Source organism: Kribbella sp. NPDC003557, assembly GCF_040610805.1.
GTDB lineage: Bacteria > Actinomycetota > Actinomycetes > Propionibacteriales > Kribbellaceae > Kribbella.
Genome location: NZ_JBEXMY010000006.1, coordinates 403,935 through 418,667 on the forward strand (window position 1 = coordinate 403,935; position 14,733 = coordinate 418,667).

Genomic DNA, 14,733 nt, shown 5'->3' on the forward strand with positions numbered 1-14,733 from the left:
GCGCATCCTATTTCGGCAGTCGCCGCGCCTGACTCGAGCCCGACACCCGCGGCGTGAACGCGTCGTGGAAGATCGTCGACGCGGCGCCGACCGCGGCCGCGTCGGTCTGCAGCATGGACTCCTCGACCGCGACCGGCCGGGTCTCCCGCGCCACCGGGTGCGCGTTCACGGCGCGCCCGATCTCGGTCAGGAAGATCTCCGAGATCTCCTTGCCGAACGCCGGTCCGCCGAGCACGACGAGGTCGATGTCGAGCAGGTCCACGAGCCCGACCGCGCCCTGCCCGATCACCCGGGCGACCTGCGTGACCGCGTTCACCGCGGCCTCGTTGCCGTCGGCCGAGGCCTTGCACACGGCGCGGTACCGCTTGGCTTCGTCGGTGGCGTGCGGATCGGTCTCGACGTACCCGAACTCGCCCGCGATCACCGGCAGCGACGCCGTCGGGTTGCACTCGGGGACCATCCGCGGGCCGTCGGAAGGGTCCCACTCCCCCATCCGCAGCGCCGCGATCTGCCCGAACTCGCCCGCGTTCGCCGTGCCGCCGCGATAGATCGAGCCGTTCAGGATCAGGCCGCTGCCGACGCCCGTCCCGAGGTAGAGGTAGGCGAAGTCGCGGGCCCGCGCCGACCGCCCGATCCAGCGTTCGCCGATCGCGGCCGCCGTACCGTCCTTCTCCACCAGGACCGGGTGGTTCAGCTTCTGCTGCAGCAACTCACGGATCTTCAGCCCGCGCCAGGCCGGCTGCAACGGCAGCGCCAGCAGCGTTCCGGCCGCGTCGATCGGGCCCGGGACGGCGACGCCGACGCCGAGCATCGAGGCGAGGTCGATCTGGCTGATGCTCAGCGCCGCGGTGACCGTGGCCGCGGTCAGGTCGATCAGCTTGTCCGCCGCGAGACCGTCGGCGAGGTCGACCGTCTCGCGGCGCACGATGGTGCCGTCCAGGTCGACCACGGCGACGGTGAGCAGCTCGGGATCGATGTGGATGCCGACCGCGTGCGCCGCGTTCGACCGCAGCCGGACCGGGGTCCGCGGTTTGCCGAGCCGCTCGGCGCGCTCCTGCGCCTCCTCGACCAGCAGGCCCTGCTGGAGGAGGATGCGCAGGATCCGCGACACCGACTGCTGGGTGAGACCGGTGCGGCGGGAGATCTCGGTCCGGCTGATGATGCCGGCCAGCCGGATCGTCTCGATGATCACGGCCTCGTTGAACGAGCCCAGGTCGTACTGGTTCGCGCCCGCGCGCCGCAGCTCCGCGAGTCCCTCGACCGAATCGCTCATCTCCACCTCCCCGTCTCGTCCCTACTGGCCGTGATGGTACTGCCCGATCACCGTCGGATCATGGCGCTTCGAGCGCCCCGTCGATCCGCCGGACGCCGGCCGCCCACTCGTCGTGACCGGACAACTCCGCCGGATAACGGGCCGCCGCCTCCAGGTCGACGTCGATACCCCAGCCGGGCGCCTCGTTCGGCCGCAGCCAGCCGTCCTCGATCCGCAGCGTGCCGGGGAACACCTCGTAGGTCGCCTCGTTGTAGATGTGCCCCTCCTGGATGCCGAAGGCAACAGAAGTGACGTCCAGCGCCACGTTCGCCGCCGCACCGATCGGCGACGTGTCGCCCGGCCCGTGCCAGGCCGTCCGGACGCCGGACAGCTCGGCGAGGTCGGCCAGCTTCCGTGCCGGGGTGAGGCCGCCGATGTCGGACACGTGCGACCGGATGAAGTCGACGCCGTGGTCGCGGATCAGCCGGACGGCATCCGTCATCGACGTGGTCAGTTCGCCGACCGCCAGCGGCACCGGCGACGCCGCCCGCACCTCGGGCAGCCGGTCCCAGTGCTCCGGGGGCAGCACGTCCTCGAGGAAGAACAGCCCGTACGGCTCGAGCGCCCGCGCCAGCATGACGGCTTCCTTGGGCGTCAGCCGCGAGTGCACGTCGTGGAGCAGCTCGATGTTGTCCGGCAGCGCCTGCCGGGCTTCGGCGAACAGCTCCGGCGTCGTCCGGAGGTAGTCGCGCGCGGACCAGCCGTTGCGGTACGGCGCGTCCGGGTAGAGCGTCGGCACCTGCGGAGCGCCGTACCCGCCGCCGCCCGGCGTGGAGACCTGCAGCCGGATGTGCCGCCAGCCCTGCGCGATCAGCTTCTGCGCGTGGTCGATCGTGTCCTCGATGGTCTTGCCGCTGGCGTGGATGTAGGTGTCGGCCGCGGCGCGGACCTTGCCGCCGAGCAGCTCGTACACCGGCATCCCGGCCCGCTTGCCGGCGATGTCCCAGAGCGCCTGGTCGATACCGGAGACCGCGTTGTTCGTGACCGGTCCGCCGCGCCAGTAGCCCGAGTACGACGCGAGCCGCGTGAGGTCGCCGATGTCACCCGGGTAGCGGCCGACGAGCAGCCGCGCCAGGTGCTCGTCGACGAACGTCTGCACCGCCTTCCAGCGCTGCGTGAACGTCGCGCAGCCGAGCCCGTACAGGCCCGGCTCGGTGGTGTCGATCTTCACGACCACCAGCGGGATCCCTTGCGGGGCGGTGACGATCGCCTTCACCTCACGGATCCGGATGTCGTCCCGCGGAATCCACGGCTGGTCGAAGTTCGAGGGCATTCAGGGCTCCAGAGTCAGGGTTGGCAGGTCCAGTTCGTGCCGGGCCTCGAAGCCCAGCACGGTCCGTACGGCGGTCAGGTCGATCGGCACCTCGCGCCCGGCGAACGAGCGCGACCTCGGCACGTCCGGCGCGTACGCGTCCAGCAGGTCCTCGGTCAGGTACGGCGCGACCGTGGTGCTCGCGGTCACGAAGAAGGTGTGCGCGCCCGACAGCGGCGCGGTCAGCCCGAGCTCGACGGCGTACGCCGCGTCCCGGGTGTCCAGGTAGCTCCACGCCTCCCGCAATCCGGCGGCGGGATGCTTGCGGGCGTGGCCGGACATCTCCTGCAGCACGTCCGGCGAGTTCACGTGCGGGAACCGGAACGCGACCACGTCGATCCCCCACCGCCGCCACGCCATCCGCGCGGTGTTCTCGTCGTTCTGCTTCGACAGCGAGTACGCGTCGCCGACGTCACTGGCCGCCTGCTCGTCCCACGGGAAGTACGGCGGCCGGATCTCGTGCGGATTGAACGGTACGCCGGTCGCGTTGATGCTGCTCGCGATCACGGCCCGGTCGATGCCGAGGGCACCGGCCTGGGCCAGCACGTTGAACGTCGACACCACGTTGATCGTGTACACCTCGTACGGCGTACCGGCCGACGGGTGCGGGAGCGCCGCCAGGTGGACGACGTACTCCGCGCCCTCCAGCGCGTGCGCGACGTCGGTCTCGGACCGGGTGTCGCCGATCAGCACCCGGTCCGCCTTCAGGTCCGGGTGCTCGACGTTGCTCAACGCGGTCACCTTCGCACCCAACGCGTTCAGGTGCTCGACCGTCGTCATCCCGATCCGCCCGGCGGCCCCCGTGACCAGCACGCGCCGGCCGTTCAGTTCACTCACTCCTTGATACCTCCGGCCATTCCCACCCCACGCAGGAACTGTTTCTGGAACAACAAGAACAGCACCACAGGTATCAGCACCGCGAGGAACAGGGCGCTCATCTGCAGGGAGATCTCTGTGGTCTTGGCCACCCGTGGCAGGGCGACCGAGATCGGCTGCAGCCGTGGATCCGGCAGCACCAGCAACGGCCAGAGGTAATCCTTCCACGAGCCGATCACGGTCAGCAGGGCGACCACTCCGACGATCGGCTTCGACAGCGGCAGGATCAGCGCCGTGAACAGCCTCAGGTTGCTCGCGCCGTCGATCCGGGCCGCCTCGATCAGCTCGCGCGGGATCGAGTCGAAGTACCGCTTCATCACCAGCACGTTGAACGCGCCGGCCGCCTGCGGCAGCCAGACCGCCCAGAACGTGTTCTGCAGGCTGATCCCGAGCACCGGCAGCTTCAGCACCGTCATATAGAGCGGCACCAGCGAGATCACACCGGGCAGGAACAGCGTCGCGAGCACGGCGCCGGTGACGATCGGTCCCCACTTCGGCCGCAGGATGCTCAGCACGAAGGCGCCCGTCGTACACACGAACAGCGTCGAGATCATCGAGCCGATCGCGATGAACGCGGTGTTGCCCAGGTACGCGCCGATCTGCACGCGGTTCCAGGCGTCCGGGATGTTCTGCAGCTGGATGCCGGACGGCCACAGCTGCATCGGGCCGCGGAGGATGTCCTGGCTGGTCGAGACACCGGACTTCAGCAGCCACAGCAGGGGTCCGACGCCGGCGATCACCACGCCAATGAACAGCAGGACCTGGATGGCCGGCAACCCGTAGCGGACCGCCGAAACTTTCCGGTCGGCGAAGGAGATGATTCCGCGTTCCGAAGAATTGTCAGCGGTCATGTCGTGCTCCAGCGGCGGGTGACGAAGTGGTAGACGACCGACAGCACGCACAGCACCCCGGCGAGCAGCACGCTGAGGGCGGTCGCGGCGCCGAAGTCGCCGTTGATGAACGCGTACCGGTAGATCAGCAGCAGGATCGACATCGTGGCGTTGTTCGGGCCGCCGCCGGTGAACAGGAACGGCTCGGTGAACACCTGGAACGTCCCGATCAGCTGCAGCAGCATCATGATCAGGATGATTCCGCGGATCTGCGGCAGCGTGACGTGCCAGACGCGGCTCCAGATCCCCGACCCGTCCAGCTCGGCCGCCTCGTACAGCTCGGTACGGACGCCGGTCAGCGCCGCCAGGTAGATGATCGACGTGGCGCCCGCGCCGGCCCAGGTCGCCTCGAGCACGATCGCCGGCATCGCCAGCGTCTGCGAGTTCAGCCAGGCGAACGGCCCGATCCCGAACCAGCCGAGGATCGAGTTGAACACCCCCGTCGTACTCGGGTCGTAGAAGAACTTCCACAGCAGGATCGCGGCCACCGGCGGGACGACGGCCGGCAGGTACGACAGCACGTTGTAGAGCCAACCGGTGCGGCGCAGCTCGCTGATGAACACGGCCAGGAACAGCGGCACCGGGAAGCCGAAGACCAGAGCCAGGAAGGCGAAGTACAGCGTGTTGAGCGCGGCCTGCGGGAGCTGCGGGTCGGTCAGCACGTAGCTGAAGTTCGCCATCCCGACCCACTCCGGGGCCTGGACGAGGTTGTTCTTCTGGAAGCTGAGCACCAGGCCGCGGACGATCGGGCCCCAGGAGAAGTACAGGAAGATCAGTACCAGGGGCACGGCGAACAGGACGGCGCTGAGCCCGCCGGAGCGGTACCAGGTGGTAACACTCCGGCCGGACTTCTGCCTTCTTTGCTGGAACATGGGGCTACCGCGCCAGGCGGGCGTCGATCTTCGAGGCGGCGTCGCTCACCAGCTTGTCGATGTCCGCGTCCTTCTTGGTCAGCACCTGCTGGACCACCGGGTCGAGCAGCGAGTAGACCTCCTGGCCCTTGTTCGACGGCTCGGGCAGCAGCTTCAGGCTCGTCGTCGAGTCGATGTAGCCCTGGAACTGCTTGACCGGGACATTCACGTACGGCTCGCGCCACTTGTTGTACTGGTCGTACGTCTCCTGGCTCAACGGCGTGATGCCCGGCCGGCCCACGAAGCCCTTGTCCGCGATCGTGGTCTTCGCGTCCTGCACGGCCAGCGCCTCGGTCGTGTACTTGTCGAACTGGTCGAACTTGATCCATTTCAGCGCCGCGACGACCTCGTTCTTGGTCGCCTTCGGGCTGATCATCTTCAGCGAACCGCCGGTCAGCGTGCCGTGCGGGCCGCCGTCCTGCGGCAGCGCGCCCTCACCGAAGTCGGCGGGCTTCATGCCGAAGTTCTTCACGCTCATGTCGTAGGCGTCCGGCGCCTGCAGGACCATGCCGATCTTCCCGGCCGCGAAGTCCTGCCGGATCTCCTCCTGGTTGTAGAGGAAGTTGCTGCCCATCGAGTTGTCGGTCCAGCGCATGTCCTTGAGCAGCTGCAGCGCCTTCTTGGTCGGCGCGTCGTTGAACGTGCTCTTCTTCCCGTCCTGGCTCTCGACGGTGCCGCCCATGCTGTACGTCATCGTGGTCAGCATCCAGCCGCCGGTGTTGTTCGTGGTCAGCTGCGCGTAGCCGGCCTTGCCGGTCTTCTCGGCGATCTGCTTGGCGTACTGCCGGACCTCGTCCCAGGTCGTCGGCGGCTTGTCCGGGTCCAGACCGGCCTGCGTGAACAGCGCCCGGTTGTAGGCCAGCCCGACCGAGAACACGTCGATCGGGACGCCGTAGATCCGCCCGTTCGCGTCCTGGACGATCTTCAGCACGTTCGGGTTCAGGTCCTTGGTCAGGTCGACCAGCTTCAGCTCGTCGGTGATGTCCGGGAGTTGCTTGTTCGGGATCATGTTGGCCGGCTCGGTGAAGCTGATGTTCATCACCGTCGGCAGCGTCCCGCCGGCCACCTGGGCCTGGAAGGTCTGCGCCTCCCACTTGGTCTCGGTCGACTTCACCGTGATGTTCGGGTTCTTCGCCGTGAAGTCCTTGATCTTCTGCTCGAACGCCTTGATGTCGTTCGGCTTGTCAGGGGTCGGGCGGTCGCCGATCGTGATCGTGACCGGCGCCTTCTCGTCGATCTCACCACCGGCCCCGCCCGCGCCGCCGGACGACGACGGATCCGTCGCCTTGGCACAGCCGGCCGCCGCGAGCATCAGCCCGGCGACACCCAGCACCGTGCCGTACCGGCCCCACCTGCTCACTCTCGTCATCGGAACTCCTCAGGTTTCCGGATGCCGCCGATGTGCTCTGAGCCACACACCGGCCAGGTCCCGAGTAAGTTAAACCAAGCGTGTTACTAACTCAAGACCTTGCTGCCGACTTTTGCGGTAACGGTTTCGCGGCGCACCGGCGGTAATCCGGTGGAGGTCCCCGACGGCGGCGGGAAGGATGGGGGCATGCATCTGCGCGCGGCGACCGCTGCCGACCTTCCGTTCCTGACCGAGATGTTGCTCGAGGCGTGCAACTGGGACGGGTCGCCCTGGTACGACGAGGAGAAGGCGCGGGGCGACGACCACGCGTGGCGGTATCTCGCCGACTGGCCGCGTGCGAGCGACTTCGGCGTGATCGCGGAGCTCGACGGCTCCCCCGCGGGTGCGACTTGGGGCCGTTTGCTCACCGCGGACCGGCCCGGCTACGGATACATCGCTGACGACGTTCCTGAGCTGACCTTGGGGGTCTCGGCCGCGTTCCGCCGGCGAGGCGTCGCTCGGGCCGTTCTGACGGAGCTCATCGCGCAGGCGCGCGCGGCGTCGTACGCGCAGCTCTCGCTCAGTGTCGACCCGGACAACCCGGCGCGCGGGCTCTACGAGTCCCTCGGCTTCCGCAAGGTCGGCGTCGTCGGCACCTCCGACACGATGGTGCTCGACCTCTAGCCGAAGCCGCGGACGCGGAACTGCATCACGCGGTACGGCCAGCCGTTGGCGGTGTTCCACTGGCTGACCGAGAGGTGCAGGTCCGAGAGGGTCGAGCCGGGGATGACGTAGCCGCCGTACAGCTGGGCGACGTGGTTGCCGTCCTCGGAGCCCCAGGCGCCGCCGTAGATCAGCGTCTGCCGGTACGCCGTGTAGAGGTTGGACGTCGGCGTGTCCATGATCATGCCGTCGATCCGGTAGTCGCCGGCATTGAACCAGGTCAGCACCCACTTGCCGCCGAGCGGCCGCAGGCTCATTTCACCGAAGCTGCCGGTCAGGATCGGCGTCGCCGGGTTGCCCCACGCCCAGACCCCGTCGCGGTACCCCCACGGCTCGTACGCCGCCGGGTTCGCGATCTGCTCGGCGCGGACGCGCTTGAGGATGATCGGCTTGTTGCGCTGGAAGCCGGTCGAGTAGACGTACACGTACCCGTCGTTGCCCAGCCCCCAGGTGAGCAGCTGGAACATCCCGCCGTCGATGTTCGGGTCGAACTTCGCGCCGGTGTGGTACCAGCTCGCGCCGGAGTTGTCCGAGCGCCAGATCTCGGTCCAGACCACGTTGCCGAGGCCCTTGTTGACCATGGCGTGCAGGTACATCGACCCGCCGATCGTGATCACGTCCGATGGCAACACGGTCGAGAAGGTCGGGTTGTCGTGCGGGTAGTCCCACAGCTGCTGCGCGGCGGCCCCGCCGACCGCGCCCGACCACTTCACGCCGGTGGTCAGGTCCGAGGTCGTCGACCACAGCGCGACCGGCGACCGCCACCATCCCCCGCCGACACGGGCCTCCTCGAACGTGTCGCCGAACATGAACAGCAGCCGCCCGTCGGGCGTCCGCGCCGGGATCCCGAGGTCGGTCGCCGCCATCCGGAACCGGTCGGTGAGGCCTGGCCCGGTCAGATCGGCCACCTTGTTGGTCAGCACGGCCTGGGTGCTTCCGAGCGCCCGGGTAGGTACGGCGGCCAGCACGCCGGCGCCGACCGCGGCCCGGAGGAACGTGGATCGCTTCATCATCATCAGGACTCCCAACGGGGCGGTGGATGGGAAATCGATTTCTGCGTCACCTTCCCGCAGTCTCCCCCGCGACGTCAACCCTTGAACGGAGGGTCGAAACCCGTGGTGCAGCTCACGCCCGGCGGTAGTCACAGTGCGCGGCTCGGCGGCATCTCCTGGGCATGACAACAACAGTGCTCATCACAGGTGCGAACAAAGGACTCGGGTACGAGGCGGCTCGCCGGCTCGGGGGGCTCGGGTGGAAGGTCTTCCTCGGTTCACGCGACGAGGCTCGCGGACGGGAGGCCGTTGAGAAGCTGGCCGCTGACGGTGTGGACGTGGTGCTCGTCCAGCTGGACGTGACCTCCGACGCGTCGGTCGCTGCCGCGCTCGAGGTCGTCCGCGGGCACACCGAGCATCTCGACGTCCTGGTGAACAACGCTGGGGCGCCCGGTCACGCGGTCACGCCGTCGGAGACGACCGCCGACGAGCTTCATGCGGTGTTCGACGCGAATGTGTACGGGCCTGTGCGGGTGACGAACGCGTTCCTTCCGCTGCTGCGGGCGTCGGAGAACCCACGCGTCGTGATGGTGTCGAGTGCTGCCGGATCGTTCGGCGTGATGCTCGATCCGGATCAGCCGGTGACCAAGATGCACGAGCTCGCGTACAGCTCGTCCAAGGCGGCGCTGAACATGATCACGGTCAGGTACGCGCAGGCGCTGCCGGATGTCAGGATCAACGCCGTCACCCCGGGCGAGACCGCGAAGCACACGTTCGCAGCCACCGACATGAACCAGCACAAGGGCCAGCTGACCGTCACCGAAGGCACCGACTCGCTCGTGCGCCTGGCGACGATCGGCTCAGATGGACCCACCGGAACGTTCGAGGACCGGCTCGGCTCTATCGACTGGTGATTTGTCCGCAGCTCGACAGGAGGTGTCGGCCGCCGGGTAGTGCACCTGAGCGTGATCCGAGTGCTGCGTACGGCGTCTCACCGGTGCACTACCTGTCGAGCTGCAGCGGTTCAGTCGTTGCCGGTGGCCACCGGGCGGGTGGGGTCGGTGATCCACTCGGACCAGCTGCCGATGTAGACGGTGGCTGGGATGCCGGCGGCTTCCAGGGCCAGCGCTTCGTGCGCGGCGGTCACCCCTGACCCGCAGTAGACGCCCACCTCAGCCTCAGCGGTCACACCGAGCGCGGCGAACCGGGCGCGGAGGTCGTCGGCCGGGAGGAAGTGTCCGGTCTCGTCGACGTTCGCGGTCGTCGGGGCATTCACCGCGCCTGGGATGTGACCGGCAACCGGGTCCATCGGCTCAACCTCACCAGCAAACCTCTCCGGAGCCCGAGCATCCAGCAAAACCCCCTTAGCAGCCACCGCCGCAGCCCCGTCAGCATCCAGAACAGGAATATGCCCAGGAGTCGCAATGAGACCGCCGGGCACATCGCTGGTGGTCCGGTCGCCACCGGCGGTGTTGGGGGCAGGAGCACCCGTGGAATCCGCCAGGAAGTCGGTGGTCCCGGCAGCACCAGAACCCGCCGGGGACTCGGCGGTCGCCCCAGCCGCGGAGCCGGCCGTCACGCCAGCCGGGGAGCCGGTGCCCGCCCCAGCCGCGGAGCCGGCCGTCACGCCAGCCGGAGAGCCGGTGCCCGCCCCAGCCGCGGAGCCACTGCCCGCCCCAGCCGCGGAGCCGGGGGTTGCGCCAGCCGCGGAGCCAGTGCCCGCGCCAGCCGCGGAGCCGGTGGTTGCGCCAGCCGGGGAGCCAGTGCCCGCGCCAGCCGGGGAGTCTGTGGTTGCGCCAGTCGCAGAGGCTTGTGTCGGTTCGGGTGGTGGTTCGGTTGTTAGGTTTCCGCCTGTGGACTGCCAGGCGGCTTTGCCGCCGTTTAGGACTCTGACGTTCGTAAGGCCGAAGTAGCGGAAGGTCCACCAGGCTCGGGCTGCGGCGGTGGAGTTGGCGGCGTCGTAGACGACTACGGGGGTGTCGGGGGTTGTGATGCCCAGGCGGGCGAAGGTGGCGGTGACTGTGGTTGCGGTGGGCAACGGGTGGCGGCCGGGGCCGGGTGGGGCGGCCAGCTCGGTGTCGAGGTCGACGAAGTGTGCCCCGGGGAGGTGGCCGGCGTCGTAGGCCTCCTTGCCGGGCGGGCCGGCCAGGTTCCACGTCACGTCGACCAGCACCGGACGAGGGTCCAGTGCGCGCAGCTCGTCAACACTGATCAACGGGGTCATGACGCGGCTCCTCCGAACGGCAGGACTTCGGGTGACAGGGTGGCCCGGGCGCGGGCCTGGGTCAGACGGCGGCGGTGATGCCGGCGGCAGAGCACCTCGTACGCGACCTCGTGGTCCCGCGACTCGATGTCGCCCACCACCAACTGCTCGCCCTCGGTCACCATCTCCCCACCGATCGTACGGGCGTTGTGCGTGGCACGTTCACCGCACCAGCACAGCGCCTCGACCTGGAGCAGTTCCATCCGGTCGGCGAGCTCGACCAGCCGCGCCGACCCCGGGAACAGCGACGCCCGGAAGTCGGTCAGGATGCCGAAGCAGAACACGTCGATCTGCAGCTCGTCGACCAGCCGCGCGAGCTGCTCGATCTGCAACGGGCTGTAGAACTGCGCCTCGTCGCACACCACGTAGTCGATCCGCCCGCCGCGGGTCAGCTCGCCGACGACGTAGTCCCAGAAGTCGAACTCGGTCCGTACCTCGACCGCGTCCGCGGACAGGCCGAGCCGCGACGAGAGCACCGACTCCCCCGCCCGGTCGTGACTGGTGAAGATCCTGCCGAGCCTCCCGCGAGCCTTGTGGTTGTGATCCATCTGGAGTGCCAGGGTCGACTTTCCGCAGTCCATCGTCCCGGTGAAATACAGGAGCTCCGCCACGGGCGAACATCCTGCCAAGTCAGAGGTCCGCTCCGCACTCCGGGGTGTGTCGGAGGGGTGGCTTGGGTTCTGAGCCCCGGTTCAGTTTGAATGGATCGTGCGCAAAGCTCTGCTCGTCGTCCTCGCGGCCGTGTTGACGGTCGCCTCCGCCACCCTTCCGGCCGGTGCCGCGCCGGTCCGGTCCGAGGCGGGCCTGCGGGCGTACTTCGTGATCACCGACCCCGGCCAGACCGGCAAGGTGACCGGCGCGATCACGCAGAACGGCGGCACGGTCTACGCGACCTACGACGCGATCGGCGTGATCGTCGCGCACTCGGCGGCGGCCGGCTTCGCGGACAAGCTGCGCGGGGTCGACGGCGTGCAGAAGGCCGGCGCGACCCGGACGTCGGACCTGCCCGCGGACGTCGCGAACCCGGCGATCCCGCCCGCGGTCCCGGAGACGCCGACGGCGCAGCCCGAGACCGACCGCGCGGACATGACCCAGATCGGGGCGGACCGTGCCTGGGCGAAGAACCCGGGCTCCAAGGACATCACGGTCGGCGTGCTCGACACCGGCGTGGACGACCTGCACCCGGACCTTAAGGCGAACTTCGACGCGACCAAGTCGGCGTCCTGCGCATACGGCAAGCTCGACACCCGCCCCGGGTCGTGGCGGCCGGTCGGCGAGCACGGTACGCACGTGGCGGGCACGATCGCCGGCGCGAAGAACGGGATCGGCATGGTCGGTGTCGCGCCCGGCGTGAAGATCTCCTCGATCCGCGTGGCCGAGGCCGGCAGCCAACTGTTCTTCCCGGAGAACACGGTCTGCGCGTTCATGTTCGCCGCCGACAAGGGCGTGTCGGTGACCAACAACAGCTACTACGTCGACCCGTGGCTGTTCAACTGCCCCAACGACAAGGACCAGGACGCGATCGGCGAGGCGGTCCGCCGCTCCGTCGCGTACTCGGACAGCAAGGGTGTCGTGAACGTCGCCGCGGCCGGCAATGAGGACTACGATCTCGCGAACAAGACCGACGACGTGTCCAGCCCCGACGACTCGACCGCGACGGACCGCGAGGTCACCAACGACTGCATCAGCCTGCCGACCGAGCTGCCGAACGTGACCGTGGTCGCCTCGGTCGACCCGGCCAGCGCGAAGTCGCCCTTCTCGAACTTCGGCGAGAACAAGATCAACCTGGCCGCCCCGGGCCAGGCCGTGTACTCGACGGTGCCCGGCGGCGGCTACAAGATCCTCGAGGGTACGTCGATGGCGTCGCCGCACGTCGCGGGCGTCGCGGCCCTGCTCCGCAGCGTCGACCCGAAGCTGACGCCGGCCCAGGTCCGCGCGCGGCTCGCCCAGCAGGCCAACGACCTCGCCTGCCCGCCGGCCGCGTCCGGTGAGTGCTCCGGCTCCGCGGGCAACAACTCGTACTACGGCGAGGGCCTCGTCGACGCCGCCGAGGCGGTTGGTGCCGCGGCCGCCCAGCCGCAGGGCGCGATCTCGATCACCGAGCCGTCGGAGCAACTCGGTGTCGGCGGTATCCCGGCGATCCCGCTGCTGATGAAGGGCACCGGTGGTACCGGCGACATCAGCTACTCGGCGACCGGCCTGCCGCCCGGCCTGTCCATCGACCCGGAGCGTGGCTGGATCACCGGCGTACTGACGCCCGGAGCCGGCCGCTACAAGGTCACCGTCACCGCACGCGACGGTGAGGCCAAGACGGCCCGCACGAGCTTCTTCTGGGACGTCTGGAGCTTCTGATCCGCGGCTAGTATCCCGGGTCGACGAGAAGCGGGATCTCCATCTCGTCAGGGGTCAGCGAGCCGTGCAGGCCGATCAGGCCGGCCTCCTGCGGGTAGCGGCGACTGGCGACGAGTGCGACGGGGCCGAGGGTAGCGACGATCACGTCGCCGAGCCGGGGCGTGACGCGGTCCTCGACGAGCGGGCCGAACCAGCCGCGCGCGATCGCCTCGGACCGCGGCAGGACGAGTGCCTTGTCGCCGAGCCGCTCCCGGTAGACGGCGAGCACGTCGGCCTCGGCGCCGGGAACGCAGTACAGGTGCCGGAAACGCGACTCGCCACCGACGAGCGACACGCCCTCGGTCAGTGCGGGCTCCAGGTCCAGGTCCACGCGGTGCTCGGGAGCAACGTCGATCATGCCGTGGTCGGCGACGACGACCAGCACCGCGTCCCGGGGCAGCGCCGAGCGGATCTGCTGCGCGAACGTGTCGGCCGCGGTCAGCTCCTTCTGCCACTGCCACGAGTCGCAGCCCTGCTGGTGGCCGATGTAGTCCAGCTGCGAGTCGTACACGTACACGAGCGACGAGCGGCCCTCCCGGCTCGCGAACCGGGTCGCGTCCAGACGGTCCTCGATCGTGTCGGCGCCCCGGTGCGCACTCCCCCGGAACGCGGCGGCCGTCAGCCCGGACGTCTCGAACCGCGCCTTGCTCACGTTGCGCGTGGCGACGCCCGCCGCCGCGGCGCGATCGAAGACCGTCCCGTGCGGCTGCCAGCGGCGCGGATCCACCGGAGCGTCCCAGGCCAGCGCGTTCAGCAGCGCGCCGCTCTCCGGGACGATCGACGTGTACCCGACGATGCCGTGTGCGCCCGGCGGCAACCCGGTGCCGAGGCTCGTCAGGCTGACGGCGGTTGTCGACGGTACGCCGGCCGTCAGGCTGCGGCCCGCGGGCATTAGTGACGACAGGTACGGCGCGGCGTCGCCGTACCGCTTGAGCAGGTTCCAACCGAGGCCGTCCAGGAGCATGACGGCATACCGCGCGGCGGGTGGCAGGTCGAGCTGGTTCGTCTCGCCGGGCACCGACAGCGCGCCGGCCACCGACGGCAGGACGTCGGCGAGCGCGCCACCGCCGTACTGCGGGTCGACCGGCAGGATCACGGCACTACCTGCTGGTCGCGAACGAGAGAGCCTTCGCGAACTCGAGCACCTGCTGGATGCCGGCCGGGCCGTCGGCCGCGGCGCTGATCCGCAGCGAGATGTCGTCGGCGGCGACGGAGCCGGTGTAACCGTGGTCGGCCTCGCAGTTCGGATCCGCGCAGACGGCGGGCTCCAGGTCGATCCGGTTGACCATGCCCCAGCCGATGGTCAGCACCACCTCGCCGCTGCCGGCCACCGCCGGGTCCGCCTTGCCGGTGGCGTAACCGGCCGGGTTCGGCACGACGCGGTTGACGACGACGGCGTTCACCCGGTGCAGCGGGATCGCCTCGGTCGAGGTCGACGCATACGGCGCGCGGATCAGCTCGTCGGCGGCGTGCTCGTCGGTGTGGCCGACGATCAGCCGGGTCGGGGTGAGCGCCAGGATCGTGATGTGCCGCCGGACCTCGTCCCGGTCGAACGTCGGCTCGTGCTGCAGCACGTAGGCCCGGATCGGCTCGCCGGCGATCGCCACCTCGAGCGAGTCGGTCACCACGTCGGGGTAGTAGCCGCACCGATCGATCGCCTCGCGCAGGTCGGCGGACGCATCGGTGAGCTCCGGTGCATTCAGGTCACGCATGCC

At 69.3% G+C, this 14,733-nt stretch carries 14 protein-coding genes; 3 read left to right on the forward strand and 11 right to left on the reverse strand.

Translation table 11 applies throughout. The features are described 5' to 3' along the window. Positions 1 to 7: 7 nt before the first annotated feature. From ABZW60_RS26630 to ABZW60_RS26655, 6 genes are all read right to left on the reverse strand, one after another. The gene (locus ABZW60_RS26630) at positions 8 to 1,273 is read right to left on the reverse strand and encodes an ROK family transcriptional regulator (RefSeq protein WP_355481203.1); all 1,266 of its coding nucleotides are present in this window, start codon (positions 1,271 to 1,273) and stop codon (positions 8 to 10) included. A gap of 58 nt (positions 1,274 to 1,331) precedes the next feature. Next, the gene (locus tag ABZW60_RS26635) at positions 1,332 to 2,585 is read right to left on the reverse strand and encodes an enolase C-terminal domain-like protein (protein WP_355481205.1); all 1,254 of its coding nucleotides are present in this window, start codon (positions 2,583 to 2,585) and stop codon (positions 1,332 to 1,334) included. Further along, positions 2,586 to 3,461: an NAD(P)-dependent oxidoreductase gene (locus tag ABZW60_RS26640; protein WP_355481207.1), complete on the reverse strand. Its 876-nt coding sequence runs from the start codon at positions 3,459 to 3,461 to the stop codon at positions 2,586 to 2,588. Further along, positions 3,458 to 4,351, reverse strand: coding sequence for a carbohydrate ABC transporter permease (locus ABZW60_RS26645; protein ID WP_355481209.1), 894 nt, complete (start codon positions 4,349 to 4,351; stop codon positions 3,458 to 3,460). Before ABZW60_RS26645 ends, ABZW60_RS26640 begins: the two co-directional genes overlap by 4 nt. After that, positions 4,348 to 5,178 carry a sugar ABC transporter permease gene (locus tag ABZW60_RS26650; RefSeq protein WP_355481211.1) on the reverse strand — a complete coding sequence of 277 codons (831 nt, stop codon included), beginning with the start codon at positions 5,176 to 5,178 and terminating at the stop codon, positions 4,348 to 4,350. Before ABZW60_RS26650 ends, ABZW60_RS26645 begins: the two co-directional genes overlap by 4 nt. 88 nt (positions 5,179 to 5,266) lie before the next feature. Next, complete coding sequence (locus ABZW60_RS26655; RefSeq protein WP_355481213.1) at positions 5,267 to 6,670, reverse strand: extracellular solute-binding protein; 1,404 nt, start codon at positions 6,668 to 6,670, stop codon at positions 5,267 to 5,269. A 186-nt stretch (positions 6,671 to 6,856) separates the two neighbouring features. On the opposite strand from ABZW60_RS26655, the gene ABZW60_RS26660 reads away from it, so the two are divergent. Next, positions 6,857 to 7,333: a GNAT family N-acetyltransferase gene (locus ABZW60_RS26660; protein ID WP_355481215.1), complete on the forward strand. Its 477-nt coding sequence runs from the start codon at positions 6,857 to 6,859 to the stop codon at positions 7,331 to 7,333. Here ABZW60_RS26660 and ABZW60_RS26665 read toward each other — a convergent pair. Beyond that, positions 7,330 to 8,388 carry a DUF4185 domain-containing protein gene (locus ABZW60_RS26665; RefSeq protein WP_355481217.1) on the reverse strand — a complete coding sequence of 353 codons (1,059 nt, stop codon included), beginning with the start codon at positions 8,386 to 8,388 and terminating at the stop codon, positions 7,330 to 7,332. The two genes, ABZW60_RS26660 and ABZW60_RS26665, sit on opposite strands and share 4 nt — an antisense overlap. A gap of 158 nt (positions 8,389 to 8,546) precedes the next feature. Here ABZW60_RS26665 and ABZW60_RS26670 point away from each other — a divergent pair, with 158 nt between their 5' ends. Continuing rightward, positions 8,547 to 9,278 (forward strand): SDR family NAD(P)-dependent oxidoreductase, encoded by a 732-nt coding sequence (locus ABZW60_RS26670; protein WP_355481219.1) that lies wholly within the window; start codon positions 8,547 to 8,549, stop codon positions 9,276 to 9,278. A 110-nt stretch (positions 9,279 to 9,388) separates the two neighbouring features. Here the strand turns inward: ABZW60_RS26670 and ABZW60_RS26675 are convergent, their stop codons facing one another. Both ABZW60_RS26675 and ABZW60_RS26680 read right to left on the reverse strand, forming a co-directional pair. Then, positions 9,389 to 10,588: a rhodanese-like domain-containing protein gene (locus tag ABZW60_RS26675; RefSeq protein ID WP_355481220.1), complete on the reverse strand. Its 1,200-nt coding sequence runs from the start codon at positions 10,586 to 10,588 to the stop codon at positions 9,389 to 9,391. Beyond that, positions 10,585 to 11,238 carry a thymidine kinase gene (locus ABZW60_RS26680; RefSeq protein WP_355481222.1) on the reverse strand — a complete coding sequence of 218 codons (654 nt, stop codon included), beginning with the start codon at positions 11,236 to 11,238 and terminating at the stop codon, positions 10,585 to 10,587. The genes ABZW60_RS26675 and ABZW60_RS26680 overlap by 4 nt, the downstream gene beginning before the upstream one ends. Before the next feature lie 97 nt (positions 11,239 to 11,335). On the opposite strand from ABZW60_RS26680, the gene ABZW60_RS26685 reads away from it, so the two are divergent. Continuing rightward, on the forward strand, positions 11,336 to 12,979 hold the full coding sequence (locus ABZW60_RS26685; RefSeq protein ID WP_355481224.1) for a S8 family serine peptidase: 1,644 nt from the start codon (positions 11,336 to 11,338) through the stop codon (positions 12,977 to 12,979). A gap of 7 nt (positions 12,980 to 12,986) precedes the next feature. On the opposite strand, the gene ABZW60_RS26690 is transcribed toward ABZW60_RS26685, so the two are convergent. Next, positions 12,987 to 14,114 (reverse strand): nucleotide pyrophosphatase/phosphodiesterase family protein, encoded by a 1,128-nt coding sequence (locus ABZW60_RS26690; protein WP_355481226.1) that lies wholly within the window; start codon positions 14,112 to 14,114, stop codon positions 12,987 to 12,989. Positions 14,115 to 14,118: 4 nt separating this feature from the next. Continuing rightward, positions 14,119 to 14,730: a DUF5998 family protein gene (locus ABZW60_RS26695; protein WP_355481227.1), complete on the reverse strand. Its 612-nt coding sequence runs from the start codon at positions 14,728 to 14,730 to the stop codon at positions 14,119 to 14,121. Between the last annotated feature and the right edge of the window lie 3 nt (positions 14,731 to 14,733).